The following is a 19,411-nucleotide window of genomic DNA, read 5'->3' as shown; positions in this document are numbered from 1 at the left end:
GCCGGATCTGCCGGCAGCCCCCTTTCTTGTACTTTCGAAGGATCAGTCCTTCAGGAAGTCGGGCACGTGGGCTTCGCCGCCCCCGTCGTTATTGCCGCCGCGATCACCGCCGCGATTCCCGCCGCGAGGACCCCCACGACCACCGCGGCGATCACCGCCACGGCCGCCACCGCCGCCCCGCGGGCCACGGTCACCGCGCGGTTCGCGCGGCGGGCGGGTATCTTCCAGCTCTTCGCCGGTTTCCTGGTCGACGACGCGCATCGACAGGCGGACCTTGCCACGCTGGTCGATCTCGAGGACCTTGACCTTCACTTCCTGGCCTTCCGACACGACGTCGGTCGGCTTCTCGACGCGCTCGTTCTTCATTTCGCTGACGTGGACGAGACCGTCCTTGCCGCCCATGAAGTTCACGAATGCGCCGAAGTCGACGATGTTGACAACCTTGCCGTTGTAGATCTTGCCGACTTCCGCCTCTTCGACGATGCCTTCGATCCACTTGCGGGCCGCTTCGATCTCGTCGGCATTCGAGGAGCTGATCTTGATCACGCCCTCGTCGTCGATGTCGACCTTGGCACCGGTTTCGGCAACGATCTCGCGGATCACCTTGCCGCCCGTACCGATCACGTCGCGGATCTTCGATTTGTCGATCTGCATGGTCTCGATACGCGGAGCGTGCTTGGAGACTTCGCCGCGGGCCGAACCCAGGGCCTTCTGCATTTCGCCGAGGATGTGCGCGCGACCGGCCTTGGCCTGTTCCAGCGCGGTCTTCATGATTTCCTGCGTGATGCCGGCAACCTTGATGTCCATCTGGAGCGAGGTGATGCCTGCTTCCGAACCAGCCACCTTGAAGTCCATGTCGCCGAGGTGATCTTCATCACCCAGGATGTCCGAAAGGACCGTGAAGTCCTCGCCTTCGAGGATCAGGCCCATGGCGATGCCCGAGACCGGACGTTCGATCGGAACGCCGGCGTCCATCATGCTGAGGCAGCCACCGCAAACGGTCGCCATCGAGGACGAGCCGTTGGACTCGGTGATGTCGGACAGGATGCGGATGGTGTAGGGGAAGTCCTCATGCGCAGGCAGCACCGGGTGCAGCGCACGCCATGCGAGCTTGCCGTGGCCGGTTTCGCGGCGGCTGGTGAAGCCGAAGCGACCCACTTCGCCGACCGAATAGGGCGGGAAGTTGTAGTGCAGCATGAAGTGGTTGTACGACAGGCCTTCGAGACCATCGATCATCTGCTCGGCATCCTTGGTGCCCAGCGTGGTGGTGCAGATCGCCTGCGTCTCACCGCGCGTGAACAGCGCCGAACCGTGCGTACGCGGCAGCAGGCCGACCATCGCCTCGATCGGGCGGACTTCGTCGGTCTTGCGCCCGTCGATACGCTGGCCATCCTTGAGGATCGCCTTGCGCACGATGTCGCTTTCCAGCTTCTTCACGAGCTTCAGGCGGCCCATGTATTCCGCCGGATCGCTTTCGGCGAGGTCGGCATAGTGATCGCGCGCCTTTTCACGGGCGGCGTTCACGGCATCCTGGCGAGCCGACTTGTCGGTGATCTTGTACGCAGCGGCGAGGTCGTCGCCGATGACGCCGCGCAGTTCCTCGAGCGTGGCGGACTTGTCCTCCACCTTGTCGAGATCCCACGGATCCTTGGCGGCCTGTTCGGCCAGATCGATGATCGCACCGATGACCTTGCGGCTTTCCTCATGCGCGAACATGACGGCGCCGAGCATTTCCTCTTCGGTCAGCTCCTTGGCCTCGGATTCGACCATCATCACCGCGTCCTGCGTGGCGGCGACGACCAAGTCGAGGCGACCTTCTTCGTCGAGCGCGGTCTGCAGGCTCGGGTTCAGTTCGTATCCGCCATTGCGGAAACCGACGCGTGCGGCGCCGATCGGGCCCATGAAGGGCACGCCCGAGATAGTCAGCGCAGCCGAAGCGGCGATCATCGCGACGATATCGGGTTCGGTCTCGCCGTCATAGGACAGGACCTGCGCGATGACGTTGATTTCGTTGTAGAAGCCTTCCGGGAAGAGCGGCCGCACGGGGCGGTCGATCAGGCGGGAAGTCAGCGTTTCCTTCTCCGTCGCGCGGCCTTCGCGCTTGAAGAAGCCGCCCGGGATACGGCCCGCAGCGGAGAATTTTTCCTGGTAGTGAACGGTCAGAGGGAAGAAGTCCTGTCCTTCCTTGACGCTCTTGGCGGCGGTCACGGCGCACAGCACCACGGTTTCGCCATAGGTGGCCAGCACGGCACCGTCAGCCTGACGGGCGATCTGACCGGTTTCGAGGGTGAGGGTCTTTCCGCCCCACTCGATCGATACGGTTTTCTTGTCGAACATGTATTTTCCTTGATGACCCGCGGAGCCATATTGCCGCGCGGGGCCTACTGTGCCGGGTATTCCGTCCCGGTCCGGTTCGAGGCTTTTCCCGCCTCCATTGTGCGAGCCCGCGCCGGATTGCGCGGAGGCCGCTTTTCGGTCGGATCGCGAACCCTGAAACCGGGCCCACTTTTCGTGCGATCCTTCCAGATAAACAAAGGGGCGGCCTGAGCCGCCCCTTCGAGAAACTCTTACTTGCGAAGACCCAGCTTCTGGATCAGCGCATTGTACCGCTCGACGTCCTTCTTCTTGAGATAGGCGAGCAGGTTACGACGCTTGTTGACCATCATCAGGAGGCCGCGACGCGAGTGGTTGTCCTTGTGGTTGGACTTGAAGTGCTCGGTCAGGTTGCGGATGCGCTCGGTCAGGATGGCGACCTGCACTTCCGGCGAACCGGTATCGCCCTTGGCGACGGCGTTGTCCTTGATGATCTCAGCTTTTTTCTCGGCGGTAACCGACATTCAATTTACTCCGCGACATCCGGTAGATTGAAGCCCCGCACGACTTTCGCCGAGCCTCCGCTGAGTTCCACCAGCGCCACCGGCACATCGTGCAGTGTGGCAAGGTGGAGCCCGTCGGCCCATTCTCCATGAACGGGGGGCAGATCCGACAATACTCGGCCCTGGCGGACCGCCTGCGCGCTTGTCGGGTCGAGGGGTAGGACCGGGATGTCGTCCAGTCCGGCCTCCAGCGGCAGGAGAAGGTTTTCGATGGGCGCGCCCTTAGCGATTTCCTCCAGCTTGTCCAGCGAAATCGCCCGTTCCTCGCGGAACGGCCCGGCCTTGATGCGCCTGAGATAGGTGACATGGCCCACAGTTCCAAGCGCGTGCGCGATATCCCGTGCCAGCGAACGGATGTACGTGCCTTTCGAGACATGCGCGACAAGGGTGACGCTGTCGGCCAGTTCCAGCGGTGCCTGCGGATCATACGGATCGGGTCGCCCGGCGGTGGTGGCGAAGGCGCTGCGCAGCGGGGCATCCACGCGATCGCCCACGAAGCGAAGATCGTGGATCGTCACGTGCCGCGTCTTCATTTCGACGTCCTCGCCTGCACGCGCCCGGTCGTATGCCCGTTTCCCGTCAACCTTCACGGCCGAATAGGCGGGCGGAACCTGCTCGATCCCGCCGGTGAAATGCTCGAGCACGGCGGCAATCGCGGCCATGGGAGGGCGGCGGTCGGTGCGTTCGACGACCTCGCCCTCGGCATCGAGCGTATCGGTCTGTTCGCCGAACTGGATGGTGAAGGCATAGATCTTGTCGGAATCGAGCATGCGCCCGGCCAGCTTGGTCGCTTCCCCCAGCGCGATCGGCAGCACGCCTTCAGCCAGCGGGTCGAGCGTGCCGCCATGGCCCACCTTCGTTTTCGCATAGCCACCCTGTCGCAACACACGCTTGACCACGCCGACGGCCTGCGTGGAGCCAAGCCCGCGCGGCTTGTCGAGGATGAGCCAGCCGTGGGGAGCGGGACGCGTCTCGGTCATCCGCCGACTGCGCTCGCAATCGTGTCGGCAACCGAAAAGAAGATTCCGCTGATCCATTCGACCGGTGGCAGGATCGTGTTCTCGATCCAGCGTGCGTCGGGAAAGGCCCAGGTTGCGGCAATCAGAACGACGAAAAACAGCATGCCCATCGCCTGCAGCTTCTGCCACTGGTTTGCCCAGCGTCGCGGCATCAGCCCGCCGACGATATGCGAGCCATCGAAGGGCGGTATGGGGAGCAGGTTGAAGAAGGCGAGGAAGGCGTTGATCAGCAGGAAGGCGCCGAATGCGGTCAGGGCCCATTCGGGCAGTTGCGTGCCCCAATTGGCCGCCAGTCCGGCCGCCACGCCGATTACCAGCGCCCCGATGAGCGCAAGCAGGATATTCGTTCCCGGCCCTGCAGCCGCAACGGCCATCATCCCATAGCGCGGATTGTTCAGACGCCGGGCATTCACCGGCACCGGCTTCGCCCAGCCGAAGATCGGCCCGCCGAACAGCGCCAGCGCGCCGGGCACGATGATCGTTCCGATGGGATCGACATGCCGGATCGGGTTGAGGCTGAGGCGGCGCTGCTCTTTAGCGGTCGGATCGCCAAGCATCAGAGCCGTCCAGCCATGAGCGACCTCGTGGAAGACGATGGCGACAATCAGGCAGGGCACCAGCACTGCCGCGAGGATGAGGGTTTCGGTCATGTCGGCTAGATGGTGGTCCGGGAGCCCGGGTTAAAGGCGCTGCCGCTCGCATTCGCCCCGTACCACTCGAGTGCCAGCATCTCGGTCGCCTGAACGAATTGCGCCTTGCCCGCGATATAGGCGTCCATTCCGCGCCAATCGGCGAGAGCGCGCTGTTTCAGCCTGGAATAGTTTTGCGCGACGTCGGGATTTTCCAGCAGGAAATCGCGAAAGGCGAGATGGCGGATGGCACCAGGGGAGCCTTTCAGAAAGCCGTGGACATGGACCAGCCGAATGCCGGTCTTGCTGGACTTGCGAAAATAGCGCCGCCCCGCGATGCCGAATTCGCCCATGACCTCGTAGCCCAGCCCTTCCATCGCCGATGTCGCCGCATCCAGATGATCGAGCGCCTGCGCTTCGACGAGGATATCGATGATGGGCTTCGCGAGAATGCCCGGAACGGCAGTGCTGCCGATGTGGTGGATACATGTTGCGGAAACTGCCAGCGCGCGCGCCAATGTGGCACGTTCACGCTCGAACACCCCTGCCCATCGCGGGTCGTGCGGCATTGGAACCTCCTGCTCCATTCTACCCCGCCAGCGCTTCGCGAAAATGCTTGCGGCACATGGCGACATAGCGATCGTTGCCGCCGATCTCGGTCTGCGCGCCCTGGCTTACCGCCTTGCCGTGTTCGTCGACCCTCAGGTTCATCGTGGCCTTGCGACCGCAATCGCACACCGCCTTCATCTCCACCAGCTTGTCCGCCAGGCCGAGCAGGGCTGCGGAGCCGGGGAACAGCTCGCCCTGGAAGTCGGTCCGCAGGCCGTAGCAGAGCACGGGAATGCCGGCGTCATCGGCCAGCCGCGCAAGCTGCCAGACCTGCTCGCGCCTCAGAAATTGCGCCTCGTCCACCAGCACGCAGGCGATCGGGTCTTCTCCATGATCGGCCAGCACGCGGGCTTCGATATCAGTGTCGTGCTCGAATCTGTGCGCATCGCTGGCGAGGCCGATGCGGCTGGATATGGCACCGAAGCCGGGTCGATCGTCGAGCGCGGCCGTCCACAGCGACACCCGCATTCCGCGCTCGCCATAATTGAAAGCGGTCTGCAGCAGCGTGGAGCTTTTTCCCGCATTCATGCTCGCATAATAGAAATAGAGCTTCGCCATCGCCACGCTCTAGCCTCGGCAGGAGAGCCTGTTAAGGAGGACGTCAGACACGATCGGGGATGGTCGCACGGACCACCAGGAACGCGATTACGGGGATCAGGCAGTGGCGACAGCGGCGGCAAGCACACAGGACGGCATTCTGGGGTGGGTCGAGCGGACCGGCAACAAATTGCCCGATCCGGTCTTCATCTTCTTCTACCTGATCCTTGCGCTAGTGGCGGTCTCGATCCTGGCGGCGGTCTCGGGCGTGTCGGCACTGCACCCCACCGCGATCGACGAAGCGACGGGCACGGCCCAGCGGATCGAGGCGGTCAGCCTGCTGTCGCCCGAGAACATCCAGCGGCTGTGGGTCGAGATGCCCACGACCTTTACCCACTTCCACCCGCTGGGATATGTGCTGGTCGTGATGCTGGGTGCGGGCGTCGCCGAACGGTCCGGCTTTTTCGCGGCCGGCATGTCGAAAGCTGTCAAGAGCGCGCCCAAGGCGCTGCTCACACCGGTCGTTGCGCTGGTGGCCATGCTCGGCAATCATGCCGCCGATGCAGGTTACGTGGTTCTCATCCCGCTCGCCGGCATACTCTTCGCCGCTGCGGGACGCCATCCGCTGGCAGGGATAGCCGCGGCCTTCGCTGGCGTGTCGGGCGGCTTCTCGGCCAATGTCTCGCCCGGCCAGCTCGATGCACTGCTGTTCGGCATTACCCAGGAAGCGGTGGAGGTCAGCGCACTCGACCCGGCCTGGACCGCGAATATCGCGGGCAACTGGTTCTTCATCAGCGCAATGACCTTCCTGTTCCTGCCGATCATCTGGTACGTCACCGACAAGATCATCGAACCCCGCCTCGGCCCGTGGAAGGGCGGCGCGACCGCCGGCTTGCAGGCCGACGATATGAGCCCCGACCCGGCCGAGGAATCCGGCGAGCTTGCCTCCAAGGGCCTGCGCCATGCGGGGCTGGCGGCGCTGTTCGTGGTCGGACTCTGGCTGCTGATGGTGTTCGCGCCCGGCACTCCGCTGGTCGACGAGGCGGCGTGTGAAGCGGTGCCGGCTGCGGATTGTTCGATCCACACCCAGCTCGCGCCGCTCTATCGCAGCCTCGTGGCGGCGTTCTTCCTGCTCTTCCTGCTGACCGGCTGGGCCTATGGCCGTGCGACCGGCAAGATCAAATCGCACCGCGACCTCGTGGAAATGATGGCCGAGAGCATGAAGGACATGGGCTATTACCTCGTCCTCGCCTTCGCTGCGGCGCATTTCGTGGCGATGTTCGGCTGGTCGAACCTCGGCCTGATCAGCGCGGTGCATGGTGCGGCGGCGATCCAGTCGACCGGCCTGCCGCTGCCGCTGGTGCTCGGCCTGATGGTCCTGTTCACCGGTCTGCTGAACCTGTTCGTGGGTTCGGCGAGCGCCAAATGGGCGCTGCTCGCGCCGATCCTCGTGCCGATGCTCATGTTGCTCGGCATCAGCCCGGAAGGCGCGACGGCAGCCTATCGCGTGGGCGACAGCGCGACCAACATCATCACTCCGCTGATGGTCTACTTCCCGCTGATCCTGGTCTTCGCGCAACGCTGGCAGAAGGATTTCGGCCTCGGCAGCCTGACTGCGATGATGATCCCCTACTCGATCTGGCTGCTGGTCTCGGGCACGGTGCTGATCGTGCTGTGGTTCTACCTCGGCATCCCGCTGGGACCGGACGCGCCGGTAGGCTACGCGCTGCCGGAGATGGCAACGCCGGCAGCCCCCGCGATCATGGAGTAGCCGCTACTCTTCGTCGTCGAGATCGCGGGCGACCTTGGGGTCGTTCAGCAGCCGCTCGATCCGGTCCGCCTCGTCGAAGCTCTCGTCCGGCTGGAACGACAGCTTCGGCGCGAACTTCAGGCCCAGCCGCTTGGCGACTTCCTTCTGGAAGAAGGCGGTATTCGTGCGCAGCGCCTTGAGCACCTGCGCCTCGTCCTGCCCCAAGAGCGGTTTCACATAGGCCTTCGCATTGCGCAGGTCGGGCGTCATCCGCACCTCGGTGACGGAGATGTTCGAGGCGCGCAGCACATCATCATGCGCCTCGCCGCGCGCGAGTAGTTCGGACAGGATATGCCGCACCCGTTCGCCCACCTTGAGGACGCGGACCGACTGCTGTTCGGGGGTGGAATGCTGGTGCTTTGCCATCAGGCGAACTCTTCCATTTTCGCAAGTATTCGTTTGAGCGACGTCATGTTGCGCGCCGTGCCCCGGCAGCCGAGGCGTTTTTCGATGAAGCGTCCGGTCAGGTCCGACACGCCGACGCCGTCTACGTAGTCGAGATAGAGCACGCGGTCGCCCAATGCGAGCCGGTCGGCGCCGCGATCGCGATGTGCCTGCAGCAGGGCTTCGAACCCACCTTGGTCCGGCTCGCGTGGCAGGAAGATGCTGTGGACCATCTTGTCCGACCCGTCGCCGTGGAAGGGGTTGTCCTCAATGGCCGAGCGCACCTCGGCCAGGGTCCTGACGACGACGAAGCCTGCAATGCCGAACTCGCGCTGGATGACGGTGGCGATGCGGGCGGCAAGGTCTACCTCGCTTTCATCGCTCGACAGGATGACGTTTCCGCTCGCAGCGACTGTCTCGACCTGGTCGAAGCCATCGGCCGCCAGTCGCTCGCGCAGATCGGCCATTTTCACCCGGTTGCCGCCGACATTGATGCTACCGAGCAGCGCGAGCCGCGTGGTCACGCCTCGCTTCCCGGCCTCGGCGTGGGGATCGCGGTGCTGGTCGAACGCGCAAGCAGATTGCCGTCCTCGTCGAATAATTCGCCTTCAAGGAAGATCACCCGCCGCCCGCGCCGGATGACGCGGCCCTTGCCGACCAGCGGCCCGGCCATGACCGGGCGGAGCAGCGTCATGGTGATGTCGAGATTGAGCGGCGCCTCCGCATGGTCGGTCGCCCAGACATGCGCCCAGCCCATCACTTCGTCGAGGAAGCCCGCGACCAGTCCGCCCTGCACGCTGCCGCGCGGGGTAATGAAACTGTCCGGGGCATTGAAGCGGAGCGTGATCTCCTCACGCTCCGCATCGAAGCTGTCGAATTCCACGCCCATGAGGTCGGCATGCGCCGCCCCCCGGTTATGTGGTCTCTCGGTATTCGCGCTCACAGCGTGCGTTCACGCTCCTCGACCTCGAACACCTCGAGCTGATCGCCCGGCTGGATGTCGTTGGTGTCGGCAAGGACCACACCGCATTCGAGACCTGCGCGGACTTCGTCCACGTCGTCCTTGAAACGGCGCAGCGAGGCGATCGTGGTGGCCGAGACGATGACGTCGTCCCGCGTGAGGCGTGCGTGCAGCCCCTTGCGGATGACGCCTTCCTCGACCAGCAGGCCGGCCGCCTTGTCCTTCTTGCCCGAGCGGAACACTTCCTTGACCGCGGCACGGCCGACGACGTTCTCGATCCGCTCCGGACCCAGCTCGCCTGCCATCTCCTTCGCGATTTCCTCGGTCAGGTGATAGATGACGTCGTAATACTTCATCTCCACACCGTCGCGCTTCACCAGTTCACGGGCCTTGGCATTCGGGCGCACGTTGAAGCCGATGATCGGCGCGTTGGACGCGGCCGCCAGCTGCACATCGCTTTCGGTGATCGCACCCACGCCTGCGTGCAGCACGCGGACCTTGATCAGGTCGTTGCCGAGATTGTGCAGCGCGGTCGTGATCGCTTCGACCGAACCCTGCACATCGGCCTTCACCAGCACGGGGAATTCGACGAGGTCCGATGCGAGGTTATTGAACATCGTATCGAAGCTGGTCGGCGCCAGCGCGGTGCGCTTCTCGGTTGCCTTTTCCTGGCGGTATTCGGCCACTTCGCGGGCGCGCTGCTCGTTCTCGACCACTGTCAGCACATCGCCTGCGCTCGGCACGCCGCCGAGGCCGAGGACCTCGACCGGCATGGAGGGTCCGGCTTTCTTGATCTGCTTGCCGTGATCGTCGACGATCGCGCGGACACGGCCGCTCTGCGTGCCGACCACGAAGGTGTTGCCCCGCTCCAGCGTGCCGCGCGTGATGAGCACGGTCGCCACCGGGCCGCGGCCCTTGTCGAGCTGGGCTTCGATAACGGTTGCTTCCGCCATACGGTCGGGATTGGCCCTGAGTTCGAGCAGTTCGGCCTGCAGCGCGATCTTTTCGAGCAGCTCGTCCAGGCCGGTCTTCTCCTTGGCGGAGATTTCCACATCCTGCACATCGCCAGACATCTTCTCCACGATGACCTCGTGTTCGAGCAGGCGGTTGCGGATGTTGTCCGGATTGGCTTCGGGCTTGTCCATCTTGTTGATCGCAACGATCATCGGGACGCCGGCGGCCTTGGTGTGATTGATGGCCTCGATCGTCTGCGGCATGATGCCGTCGTCGGCAGCCACAACCAGCACGACGATGTCGGTCACATTGGCACCGCGCTGGCGCATTTCGGTGAAAGCGGCGTGGCCCGGCGTATCGAGGAAGGTGATGGCGTCGCCACCCTTCGTCTTTACCTGGTAGCTGCCGATATGCTGCGTGATGCCGCCGGCTTCGCCCTTGACGACATTGGCGCCGCGAAGCGCGTCGAGCAGGCTGGTCTTACCGTGATCGACATGGCCCATGATGGTGACGACCGGCGGACGCGGCTTCAGCGTCTCTTCCGGATCGACATCCTCTTCGGCCTGAATGTCCACATCGGCTTCGGACACCTTCTCGATATTGTGGCCGAACTGCTCGACCAGCAGTTCCGCAGTATCCTGGTCGATCGTCTGGTTGACGGTGACCATCATGTCGAGATTGAACAGCTCCTTCACCAGGTCGGCGCCCTTCTCGCCCATGCGCTTGGCCAGTTCGCCGACGGTAATCGCTTCGGGGACCACCACGTCGCGGACCTGCTTCTCGCGTGGCTTGTTGGAGCCGCCGCCCTGCATGCGGCGTTCCTTCTCGCGAGCACGCTTGAGCGCGGCGAGGCTGCGGGCACGACGACCCTCGTCCTCGTTGAGAGCCTTCTTGACGGATAGCTTGCCCGAACGGCGCTTGTCCGGCTTTTCCGCGCCGCGGGCGGGTTTATCTTCCTTCTTCTTGCGCTCGGGCTTCTTCGGCTCGGGACGCGCGACCGGCGTGAACCGGCGCGGCGCGGGGGCCGGAGTGTCGGTGTCGGTATCCTCGGCGGGCGCTTCCTCGGCCGGTTCTTCCTTCGGTTTCTTGGCGTCTTCCTTGGCCTTCTTCGCGGCCTCGGCCTCTGCCTTCTTGTTTTCCTCGGCGCGCTTCTTCTCGTCCTCGGCAGCCTGCTTGGCTTCGCTTTCCTCGCGCTTGCGCGCTTCCTCGGTCAGGCGCAGACGCTCTTCCTCGGCCTCGCGCTGGAGGCGGGCTACGCGTTCCTGAGGGGTCTCGCCCGCGGGCGCCTTTTTCGGCGCCGGCTTTTTCGCCGCGGGTGCGGGAGCCGGCGCGGGTGCCGGAGCCGGTTCGGGTACCGGAGCGGGCGCAGGCGCTGCTGCCTCACCCGGTTTCACGAGCTTGCGGCGGCGCTTGACCTCGACCGCAACCTTGTTGGTGCGGCCGTGGCTGAAGGTCTGCTTGACCTCGCCAGGCTGCGCACCCTTCAGGGTCAGCGGTTTACGGGCCGGTTTCTTGTCGTCGTCGCTCATTCTAGCTCGTTTCTCTTCGTTCAATCGTTCAAATCGTCATCCGGCATGCGCGGCCCGGTCAGGCCTCCGCGCGCCTGTGTTCGGCGGGCACATCGTGCCCCATGTAAAGCATGAGGCGCACAAGGGGCTTGAGCACTCGCGCGGCTGCAGCATCATCGGCCAGCGCCAGATGAACGACATTGTCGCGGCCCAATGCCACAGACAATGCGTCGCGGTCCAGTGGCAGGATAAGTCCCCGCTCGCCCGATCCTTCCATCTCGCGTCCGACGCGCCATGCCTGGTCGAGCTTCTTGCGCCCGTCCTCGCTCGCATCGCTCGCATGGCACAGCAGCGCCACGCCCCCTGCCCGCGCCGTTTCGGCAATGCGCTGGGTGCCCAACATAAGGTGCCCGACGCGCATTTCGAGCCCCAGCCGGTCGAGGACGACGCGGGTCAGCGCATCTTCCACCATCTGTGGCAGCTCTTCGGGGATCTCGAGGTCGCCGGTCTTGAAGGCGCGCGCCAGGCCCGCCTTCAACTTGCCATTGCCTTGCGCAGTCTCGATCGCTGCGCGCTCGCTGCACACCCAGGCCCCGCGACCCGGCGCCTTTTCCTGCGCATCGGGCAGGACAAGACCCGACGGCGAGACGGCCAGCCGCAGCAAGGTTTGCCGCGGCTGCGTTTCACCCGTCAGGATGCATCGGCGTTCCGGGCAGGCCTTGCCGGGCTCGGAAGCGTTCCGTGCCTTGGGCGTGTCGGCGATGTCGGACGTCAGGCGCTCATTGGGTGGAGTCCGCATCGGCGGCCTCCTGGGTTGCGGTATCGTCGGCGGGCGCCGCTGCAGGCTCCTCGTCGTCGAACCAGTGCGCGCGGGCAGCCATGATAATCTCGTTGCCCTGTTCTTCGCTCAGGCCGTATTCGCCAAGCACACCGCCCTTGTCCTGCTCGCGCACCGAGGGGCGGCGCATGGGCGGACCATCGGCGTTGTTGCGGCGACGCGGGGCTTCGCGCTTTTTCTGGATAAGTTCGTCGGTCGCCAGATCGGCGAGGTCGTCCAGCGTCTTGATCCCGGCCTTGCCGAGCGTGACCAGCATGGCTTCGGTCAGGTGCGGCAATTCGGCGAGATCGTCCTCGACACCAAGCTCGCGGCGGGCCTCGCGATGCGCGGCTTCCTGGCGCTCGATCGCTTCCTGCGCGCGGCTCTGAAGTTCCTCGGCGAGTTCCTCGTCGAAGCCTTCGATCGAGGCGAGTTCCTCGAGCTCGACATAGGCGACTTCCTCGAGCTCGGCGAAGCCTTCGGCGACGAGCAGCTGCGAGAGTGTTTCGTCGACGTCGAGCTCTTCTTCGAACATCTTGGAGCGCTCGGCAAATTCCTTGCTGCGCTTCTCCGAGGCTTCTTCCTCGGTCATGATGTCGATCTGGTTGCCGGTCAGCTGGCTGGCGAGACGCACGTTCTGGCCGCGGCGGCCGATGGCGAGGCTGAGCTGGTCATCGGGCACGACGACTTCGATGCGTCCCTCTTCCTCGTCGAGCACGACGCGGCTGACGGTGGCCGGCTGCAGCGCGTTGACGATAAAGGTCGCGCCGTCTTCCGACCAGGGGATGATGTCGATCTTCTCGCCCTGCAGTTCCTGCACGACGGCCTGAACGCGGCTGCCCTTCATGCCGACGCAGGCGCCGACCGGATCGATGCTGCTGTCGTGGCTGATGACGCCGATCTTGGCGCGGCTGCCCGGATCGCGGGCGGCGGCCTTGATCTCGATGATGCCGTCGTAGATTTCGGGCACTTCCTGCGCGAACAGCTTGCGCATGAAATCGGGATGCGCGCGGCTGAGGAAGATCTGCGGGCCGCGATTGTTGCGTTCCACCTTGGTGATCAGCGCGCGGACACGCTCGCCGACACGGGCGGCTTCGCGCGGGATCTGCTGATCGCGGCGGATGACGCCTTCGGCGCGGCCCAGGTTCACGATCACATGGCCGAATTCGACCGACTTGATGACCCCGGTGATGACTTCGCCGGCGCGGTCCTTGAATTCCTCGAACTGGCGCTCGCGCTCGGCGTCGCGGACCTTCTGGAAGATCACCTGCTTGGCCGACTGCGCGTCGATGCGGCCGAGATCGACCGGCGGCAGCGGATCGACGATGAAGTCGCCGATCTTGGCATCGTCCTGCAGCTTCTGCGCCTGCTTCAGGTCGACCTGCTTGAAGTAGTCCTCGACCTCTTCGACGACCTCGACGACACGCCACAGGCGCAGGTCGCCGGTCTGCGGATCGAGCTTGGCGCGAATGTCGTTCTCCGCGCCATAGCGGTTGCGGGCGGACTTCTGGATCGCCTCTTCCATCGCTTCGATCACGATGGCCTTGTCGATCATCTTTTCCGATGCGACCGCATTGGCGATCGCGAGGAGTTCAGCCTTGTTGGCGGAAATGGCACTGGCCATCAGTCGTCTGCCTTTTCTTCTTCAGTTTCGACGATTTCGTCGGCACCGCTCGTATCGAGCGGCTGGGTGGCGGCAATGAGCGCGTCGGTCAAGACGAGCTTTGCCGAATGAATCTGCTTGCGGTCGAGCTTTACATCGCCCGCTTTCGCGTCGGCGATCACGACCTCCTCGCCCTCGATGCCCTTCAGTTCGCCCTTGTAGTTGCGCTGGCCCTCGTAGCCCTTGACCATGCTGATCTTGGCTTCGTGACCGGCCCAGTTGGCGAAATCCTTGGCGCGGGTCAGCGGGCGGTCGATGCCCGGCGAACTCACCTCGAGGTGGTAGGCGCCGTCGATCAACACCTCGCCCTGCTCCTCCAGCTCGTCGATCCTTTCGGATATGCGCCGCGAGAGAGCCGCGCACTGATCGATGACGAGCTGCCCGGTCGCCGGATCCTCGGCCATGATCTGCAGGGCCTCGCCTCCGTCACCGGCTTCCGACGGCATCATTTTCACGCGCACGAGGTCGAAACCCAGCGCCTTCGCCTCGGGTTCGATTACTTCGGTAAGGCGCGTGATGTCGGCCATTCGGTCTCCGGTTACAGGACATCTGCGACAATTCGGTGGCTCAAGTGGCTATTGGCCGGCCCCTCGCGGCGCCAGCCCCTTCAGTGTCGCGACAATGTCGGGATGGGCTGGCAAATAGGACCCGCCCCCGGAAATTGCAATCGAAATGTTGGTGGGCGGGAAAGCTAGCGAGCGCAGACCGCATCGCGCTTTCGGTCGAGGCGTGCGATCCGGTCACTCTGGCGGTCGAGCCTGTTGGCTTCCACCGCGCGGTTCCACGCATCCTCTACGGCGCGCGTCGCGATTTCGCATTCGGCCGCGCGCCTCGCAGCCAGCGCATCCCGAATGTCGGCGCCGCCAATGGCCTGCGTCCCGCTTTCGACCGGAGAAGCGCGTCCGAAGTTGTCTCTCGCGTTCGCGTAGGCGAAGTAACCGGAGACAAATGACAAAGCCATCGACCCGAGGACGAAAGCCCATACGATCCGCGTAAAGCTGAAGGTCAGCTTCTCCACCGTTTCGGTAAATTCGTTCAACACGGCCGCCCCCTCGATGCGCCCGACCCACCTTATACTGAGGGAGCGAAGGAAACGTAAATTCCGCTACGCCTGCTCTTCCATCAGGCCATGCTTCTTGATGCAGTGCCGCAGCTGGTCGTAGCTCAGGCCCAGCGCTTTCGCAGTCTGCCGCTGGTTCCAGCGATGCTTGACGAGCGCATGCTCGACGATCGTACGCTCGTGATCATCGACCGCCTGGCGCAGATCGTCGACATGCTCCAGGTCAAGCGCTGGCTGGACCGGCCCCGCGTGGCCATTCGCGGCAGGAGCTGCAGCCTTGTCGGACGCGCGCGGCATGGAAACCGGCTTCCACGGGCTGTCGAAGGGATCGAACACGACATGGCCGACCGGCTCGTGCCAGTCGTCCCAGCGATAGATCGCGCGCTCGACCACGTTGCGCAATTCGCGCACATTGCCCGGCCAGTCGTGCTTCGTCATCTCCTCGCGAACGTGCGGGGCGAAGCCGGGCCATCCTTCCCAGCCCAGTTCGGCAGCCATGCGCCGGCCGAAATAATCTGCCAGCACGTCGATATCCCCCTCGCGCACGCGCAGCGGCGGAAGGGTAATCACCTCGAAGCTGAGCCGGTCGAGCAGGTCGGCGCGAAATTCGCCGCGCGCGGCCTTTTCCGGAAGGTCTTCGTTCGTCGCAGCGACGATCCTCACGTCCACCCGAACCGGACGGCTCGACCCGATCCGGGTAACCTCGCCATATTCGACGGCGCGCAACAGTCGCTCCTGTGCGCCCATCGACAGCGTGCCCAGTTCGTCGAGAAATAGCGTGCCCTTGTCGGCTTCCTCGAACCTGCCGACCCGTTGTTTGGTAGCACCGGTAAAGGCCCCCGCCTCGTGCCCGAAGAGCTCCGCTTCGATAAGCGTTTCGGGAAGCGCGGCGCAGTTCATGACGACCAGCGGTTCGTCCCAACGGGTGGAAAGGCGATGCAGACGTTCGGCGATCAGCTCCTTGCCAGTCCCGCGTTCGCCGATGACGAGGACGGGTCGCCGCATGGGGGCCGCACGGCTGGCTCGCTCCACCGCGTCGAGAAAGGCGCCAGACTGGCCAATGAACTGGTTTTCCCTTTCCATGACCAAGATATAGGGTTTTACACCAAGGGTTGGCAACAGAAACCAACCTCAGGGGGAAACCCTTCGCCAAAAATCCCTGAATTCCTGAATTTTCCCATTTGGCACGCCGCTTGCTGAACAGGAGACAACAGCAATTCGAACCGATCACGAAGGTTCACAAGGGAGGTAACCCACCATGTACGATCGCAGCTTCTTCCGGACACAACTCGGTCAGGCAGCAATCGCCAGCATCGTCGCGATGTCGGCATTCGTCATGCTGAGCTCGCAGATCACGGTAACGACGCCGGTCACGGCGATCGCCGCCATCGAGCAAGTGGAAATCGCATGACCCTACCCCCCGATCACGATCCCCTCGGTCCGGAGCGTCAAACCCCCGACAGTCCCCAGGACGCTTCGGACCGTTCCAACGGCCGGCCCCGCTTGTCGCGCATCGAGGAAGAGGTAGAACGGCTGCGTCGTTCCCCCACCCCGACCCGCGACGGTGGGCGGGCCAAGGGATCGGACTTTTTTTCTAGTGGAGCACCATTGATGGGCATTTTCAGCCGCACCCGCGATATCATCGCCGCCAATTTCAACGACATGCTCGACAAGGCGGACGACCCCCAGAAGATGATCCGCATGATCATCCTCGAAATGGAGGAGACGCTGGTCGAGGTCCGGGCGAGTGCCGCGCGCACGATCGCCGACCAGAAGGAAATGCACCGTCACACGGTCAAGCTCGACAAGCTGCAGGCCGATTGGGGCGAGAAAGCCCAGCTGGCGCTTTCCAAGGACCGCGAGGATCTCGCCCGCGCCGCGCTCGTCGAAAAGAAGAAAGCGGCGGACATGTCCGATCAGCTCAAGCAGGAAATCGCCGTGCTCGACGATGCGCTGCGGGCCTATGAGCAGGACATCCAGAAGCTGCAGAACCGCCTGCGCGAAGCGCGCAGCCGCCAGACCGCCATCGCTGCCCGGCTCGAAAGCGCGGAAAACCGCGTGAAGCTGCGCAGCCTGATGACCAACGAACGCGTGGACGATGCGCTCAATCGCTTCGACCAGCTGGAACGCCGCGTCGACTATGCCGAAGGCCGCGCCGATGCGCTGCAGATTGCCGACGGCAACAAGAGCCCGAACCTCGCCGACGAGATCGCCGCGCTGGAAGGCGCCGACGCGATCGACGACGAGCTCGAAGAAATGAAAAAGGCGCTCGGCAAGGATAGCGCCCCCAAGGAGGACTGACCCGTGGAAGAAATCATCATCATACCTGCCCTTTTCATCGGGCTGCCCTGGTTGGTCCTGCACTACATCACGAAATGGAAGACCGCTGCGACCATCACGACCGACGACGAAGCGCTGCTGGAGGAACTCTACAGCCTCGCCAAGCGCCTCGATGACCGGATGGACACGGTCGAGCGCCTGGTCGCCAGCGACAATCCCGACTTCAAGCCGGCCCGCCTTGTCCATGACAGCGAAGCCGACAACCAGCAGCTGCGCGAACTCGAACAGCTGATCGCCGAGAAAAAAGGAGCAGCCCAGTGAACAGCCCCCGCACCACTCTCTATCGCGACAAGCAGAACGCGAAGTTCATGGGCGTGCTGTCGGGCATCGCGGACTATACCGGGGTCAATGCCCTGTGGGTCCGGCTCGGCTTCATCATCCTCGCCATCAGCATGGGCTGGCCGATCCTCGCCTATTTCGTCGCCGGCATCCTGCTGAACAAGAAGCCGCCGCATCTCTATACCGATCATGACGAGAGCAAATACTGGCAGCGCGTACGGCAGAACCCGAAGCGGACCGCGCGGGAAATCCGCAGCCGGATGAAGGACATCGATCGCCGCCTGGCCGACGTGGAGACCTTCTATGTCACCAGCAACCCGCGCCTGAACGCCGAAATCGAACGCCTGCGCTAAGCACGCCTGCCAAGGGGAGATACAATGGAAGGCATACTCGCACTGATGATCCCGCTGGCGCCCTTCATCATGGTCGTCGCCATCGTGTGGATCGCCAACCAGCGCAAGCTGGAAGAGAAGCGCCTCAACGCCACGGCCTCGCAGAGCGCCGAGGAGGCCGCCCGCCACGCGACCCAGGTCGCCGAACTGGAGCAACGCGTCCAGGTGCTGGAGCGGATCGTGACCGACAAGGGGTACGATGTCGCCGCCCAGATCGAGGCACTGCGCGATACGAAGGCGCACGAACCTGACAGCGGCGTGCCGCTCGACATCAAGCGACAGGAGAAGGCAGGATGAGCTGGGAAACCGCATTCTTCATCATCGGTATCGTTATCGCCTGTAACGTCGGCTGGCTCGTCAACAACTGGATCCGCGCGAAGCACGGCTATCCGCTCGAAGACGAGTGGGGCGGCAAGACCGAGCGCGGCGACAGCGCCGAGACCAAGGCCCTCAAGGCCGAGAACCGCCAGTTGCACGAGAAGCTCGATACGATGCAGGACCGCATGGTCGTGTTGGAAAAGATCGTCACCGACCGCGGCTATTCGCTGCACGACGAGATCGAAGCTCTGCGCGACCGCAGCCCGGATAGCGGCGTGCCGCTCGAGATGCGCACTCAGGAGAAAGCGTAATGGAATTCATCACCGAAAGCGCTGTCATCGGCGGGGTGATCGCCATGTCGCTGGCCTGGGTCGCCAACACCTGGATCCGCGTGAAGAACGGCTATCCGCTGGAGAACAGCTGGGGCAAAGCGATCTATCCCAAGAACGACCAGGCGGTCGAACGGGTCAAATTGCTGACGCAGGAGAATGCCGAACTACGCGCCGAGCTGGGCTCGATGAAGGACCGGCTGGCCAATGTCGAACGCATCGTCACCGATAGCGGCTATCACCTCACCAGCGAAATCGATCGCCTGCGCGACAAGCGGGAGGCCAACTGATGGACCCCGACCTGATGCTGATCTTCGGCTTCATCCTTGTCGTCCTGTCGATCGTGTTCCCCTTCGCCTATTTCATCAACAAGCGCGAACACATGTACAAGGAGCGCAAGCTGGAGCTCGTGGCGCGGGCGGAAGAGGCCAAGGCCGAACAGATGCGCTATTCCAACGGCGACTATAGCAAGATGGAGGAGCGTGTCCGTGTGCTGGAGCGCATTGCGACCGACAGCAACCACACGCTCGCATCGCAAATCGAAGAGCTGCGCGCCCTCGACCGGATCGAGGTGGGCAAGCCGGAGGTGACACGATGAGCTGGCCGCTGGCAGTCGTACTGATCGTCATGATGATCGTGATCGGCAAGGTAATGGCCGCAAAATATCGCGCGCAGGGTGGGATCATTACCGATCGTAAGGGCAATCAACATTGGATCGGCCCCGGTGCGGGTTCGATCGACACGGAAGATCGCGTGCAGACGCAGCGCGAAGTCGAGGAACTGCGCGAGCGGATCAAGACACTCGAGAAAATCGCCACAGATGGTCATTCACTCGACGCGGTCGAAACGCGGCGCATATCGGCCGAGATCGAAGCCCTGCGCGACCGCAAGGACGAGCTGGACGACCAACACAAGGGTTGAAGGAG

Annotated in this window: 25 protein-coding genes; 10 read left to right on the top strand and 15 right to left on the bottom strand. The window is 63.8% G+C overall.

From position 1 onward, the window contains the following. Positions 1–42: 42 nt before the first annotated feature. The 6 genes from pnp to P8Q88_RS01915 form a co-directional block, all read right to left on the bottom strand. Positions 43–2,337: a polyribonucleotide nucleotidyltransferase gene (gene pnp / locus P8Q88_RS01940; protein ID WP_278322140.1), complete on the bottom strand. Its 2,295-nt coding sequence runs from the start codon at positions 2,335–2,337 to the stop codon at positions 43–45. Between the two features lie 230 nt (positions 2,338–2,567). Then, complete coding sequence (gene rpsO / locus P8Q88_RS01935; protein ID WP_278322139.1) at positions 2,568–2,837, bottom strand: 30S ribosomal protein S15; 270 nt, start codon at positions 2,835–2,837, stop codon at positions 2,568–2,570. Positions 2,838–2,842: 5 nt separating this feature from the next. Continuing rightward, positions 2,843–3,856: a tRNA pseudouridine(55) synthase TruB gene (gene truB, locus P8Q88_RS01930; RefSeq protein ID WP_278322138.1), complete on the bottom strand. Its 1,014-nt coding sequence runs from the start codon at positions 3,854–3,856 to the stop codon at positions 2,843–2,845. After that, positions 3,853–4,545, bottom strand: coding sequence for a site-2 protease family protein (locus P8Q88_RS01925; RefSeq protein ID WP_278322137.1), 693 nt, complete (start codon positions 4,543–4,545; stop codon positions 3,853–3,855). Before P8Q88_RS01925 ends, truB begins: the two co-directional genes overlap by 4 nt. 5 nt (positions 4,546–4,550) lie before the next feature. Further along, positions 4,551–5,093: a GrpB family protein gene (locus P8Q88_RS01920; RefSeq protein WP_278322136.1), complete on the bottom strand. Its 543-nt coding sequence runs from the start codon at positions 5,091–5,093 to the stop codon at positions 4,551–4,553. 19 nt (positions 5,094–5,112) lie between these two features. Then, positions 5,113–5,691, bottom strand: coding sequence for a thymidine kinase (locus P8Q88_RS01915; RefSeq protein WP_278322135.1), 579 nt, complete (start codon positions 5,689–5,691; stop codon positions 5,113–5,115). A gap of 103 nt (positions 5,692–5,794) precedes the next feature. Here P8Q88_RS01915 and P8Q88_RS01910 point away from each other — a divergent pair, with 103 nt between their 5' ends. After that, entirely contained in the window at positions 5,795–7,441 is a 1,647-nt protein-coding gene (locus P8Q88_RS01910; RefSeq protein ID WP_278322134.1) for an AbgT family transporter, read from the top strand. A 3-nt stretch (positions 7,442–7,444) separates the two neighbouring features. Here P8Q88_RS01910 and rbfA read toward each other — a convergent pair whose 3' ends face one another. From rbfA to pspF, 9 genes are all read right to left on the bottom strand, one after another. Further along, on the bottom strand, positions 7,445–7,846 hold the full coding sequence (gene rbfA, locus P8Q88_RS01905) for a 30S ribosome-binding factor RbfA (RefSeq protein WP_278322133.1): 402 nt from the start codon (positions 7,844–7,846) through the stop codon (positions 7,445–7,447). Further along, positions 7,846–8,388: a DUF1697 domain-containing protein gene (locus tag P8Q88_RS01900; protein WP_278322132.1), complete on the bottom strand. Its 543-nt coding sequence runs from the start codon at positions 8,386–8,388 to the stop codon at positions 7,846–7,848. The genes rbfA and P8Q88_RS01900 overlap by 1 nt, the downstream gene beginning before the upstream one ends. After that, positions 8,385–8,807, bottom strand: a complete 423-nt coding sequence (locus tag P8Q88_RS01895) for a PaaI family thioesterase (protein ID WP_347568999.1) — start codon at positions 8,805–8,807, stop codon at positions 8,385–8,387. Before P8Q88_RS01895 ends, P8Q88_RS01900 begins: the two co-directional genes overlap by 4 nt. Continuing rightward, a complete protein-coding gene (gene infB / locus P8Q88_RS01890) occupies positions 8,804–11,308 on the bottom strand; it encodes a translation initiation factor IF-2 (protein WP_278322131.1) in 2,505 nt (834 codons plus the stop codon). Before infB ends, P8Q88_RS01895 begins: the two co-directional genes overlap by 4 nt. Before the next feature lie 58 nt (positions 11,309–11,366). Beyond that, positions 11,367–12,086 (bottom strand): DUF448 domain-containing protein, encoded by a 720-nt coding sequence (locus P8Q88_RS01885; protein ID WP_278322130.1) that lies wholly within the window; start codon positions 12,084–12,086, stop codon positions 11,367–11,369. Next, on the bottom strand, positions 12,067–13,728 hold the full coding sequence (nusA, locus tag P8Q88_RS01880) for a transcription termination factor NusA (protein WP_278322129.1): 1,662 nt from the start codon (positions 13,726–13,728) through the stop codon (positions 12,067–12,069). The genes P8Q88_RS01885 and nusA overlap by 20 nt, the downstream gene beginning before the upstream one ends. Beyond that, complete coding sequence (gene rimP, locus P8Q88_RS01875) at positions 13,728–14,294, bottom strand: ribosome maturation protein RimP (protein WP_278322128.1); 567 nt, start codon at positions 14,292–14,294, stop codon at positions 13,728–13,730. The genes nusA and rimP overlap by 1 nt, the downstream gene beginning before the upstream one ends. A gap of 164 nt (positions 14,295–14,458) precedes the next feature. After that, positions 14,459–14,806 carry a hypothetical protein gene (locus P8Q88_RS01870; protein WP_278322127.1) on the bottom strand — a complete coding sequence of 116 codons (348 nt, stop codon included), beginning with the start codon at positions 14,804–14,806 and terminating at the stop codon, positions 14,459–14,461. Between the two features lie 66 nt (positions 14,807–14,872). After that, positions 14,873–15,910: a phage shock protein operon transcriptional activator gene (gene pspF, locus P8Q88_RS01865; RefSeq protein WP_278322126.1), complete on the bottom strand. Its 1,038-nt coding sequence runs from the start codon at positions 15,908–15,910 to the stop codon at positions 14,873–14,875. Between the two features lie 175 nt (positions 15,911–16,085). On the opposite strand from pspF, the gene P8Q88_RS01860 reads away from it, so the two are divergent. From P8Q88_RS01860 to P8Q88_RS01820, 9 genes are all read left to right on the top strand, one after another. Then, positions 16,086–16,238, top strand: coding sequence for a hypothetical protein (locus P8Q88_RS01860; protein ID WP_278322125.1), 153 nt, complete (start codon positions 16,086–16,088; stop codon positions 16,236–16,238). 92 nt (positions 16,239–16,330) lie between these two features. Beyond that, entirely contained in the window at positions 16,331–17,128 is a 798-nt protein-coding gene (gene pspA / locus P8Q88_RS01855; protein WP_446532532.1) for a phage shock protein PspA, read from the top strand. Positions 17,129–17,131: 3 nt separating this feature from the next. After that, the gene (gene pspB / locus P8Q88_RS01850) at positions 17,132–17,428 is read left to right on the top strand and encodes an envelope stress response membrane protein PspB (protein WP_278322123.1); all 297 of its coding nucleotides are present in this window, start codon (positions 17,132–17,134) and stop codon (positions 17,426–17,428) included. Continuing rightward, complete coding sequence (pspC, locus tag P8Q88_RS01845; RefSeq protein ID WP_278322122.1) at positions 17,425–17,799, top strand: envelope stress response membrane protein PspC; 375 nt, start codon at positions 17,425–17,427, stop codon at positions 17,797–17,799. The genes pspB and pspC overlap by 4 nt, the downstream gene beginning before the upstream one ends. A 24-nt stretch (positions 17,800–17,823) precedes the next feature. Then, complete coding sequence (locus P8Q88_RS01840) at positions 17,824–18,135, top strand: hypothetical protein (RefSeq protein WP_278322121.1); 312 nt, start codon at positions 17,824–17,826, stop codon at positions 18,133–18,135. Next, entirely contained in the window at positions 18,132–18,467 is a 336-nt protein-coding gene (locus P8Q88_RS01835) for a hypothetical protein (RefSeq protein WP_278322120.1), read from the top strand. The genes P8Q88_RS01840 and P8Q88_RS01835 overlap by 4 nt, the downstream gene beginning before the upstream one ends. Next, on the top strand, positions 18,467–18,775 hold the full coding sequence (locus tag P8Q88_RS01830) for a hypothetical protein (protein ID WP_278322119.1): 309 nt from the start codon (positions 18,467–18,469) through the stop codon (positions 18,773–18,775). Before P8Q88_RS01835 ends, P8Q88_RS01830 begins: the two co-directional genes overlap by 1 nt. After that, positions 18,775–19,083 (top strand): hypothetical protein, encoded by a 309-nt coding sequence (locus P8Q88_RS01825; RefSeq protein WP_278322118.1) that lies wholly within the window; start codon positions 18,775–18,777, stop codon positions 19,081–19,083. Before P8Q88_RS01830 ends, P8Q88_RS01825 begins: the two co-directional genes overlap by 1 nt. Then, a complete protein-coding gene (locus P8Q88_RS01820; RefSeq protein WP_278322117.1) occupies positions 19,080–19,406 on the top strand; it encodes a hypothetical protein in 327 nt (108 codons plus the stop codon). The genes P8Q88_RS01825 and P8Q88_RS01820 overlap by 4 nt, the downstream gene beginning before the upstream one ends. The last annotated feature ends 5 nt before the right edge of the window (positions 19,407–19,411 follow it).

Source organism: Qipengyuania marincola (genome assembly GCF_029688625.1).
Lineage (GTDB): Bacteria > Pseudomonadota > Alphaproteobacteria > Sphingomonadales > Sphingomonadaceae > Qipengyuania.
This window is presented reverse-complemented; position numbering and strand designations above follow the sequence as displayed.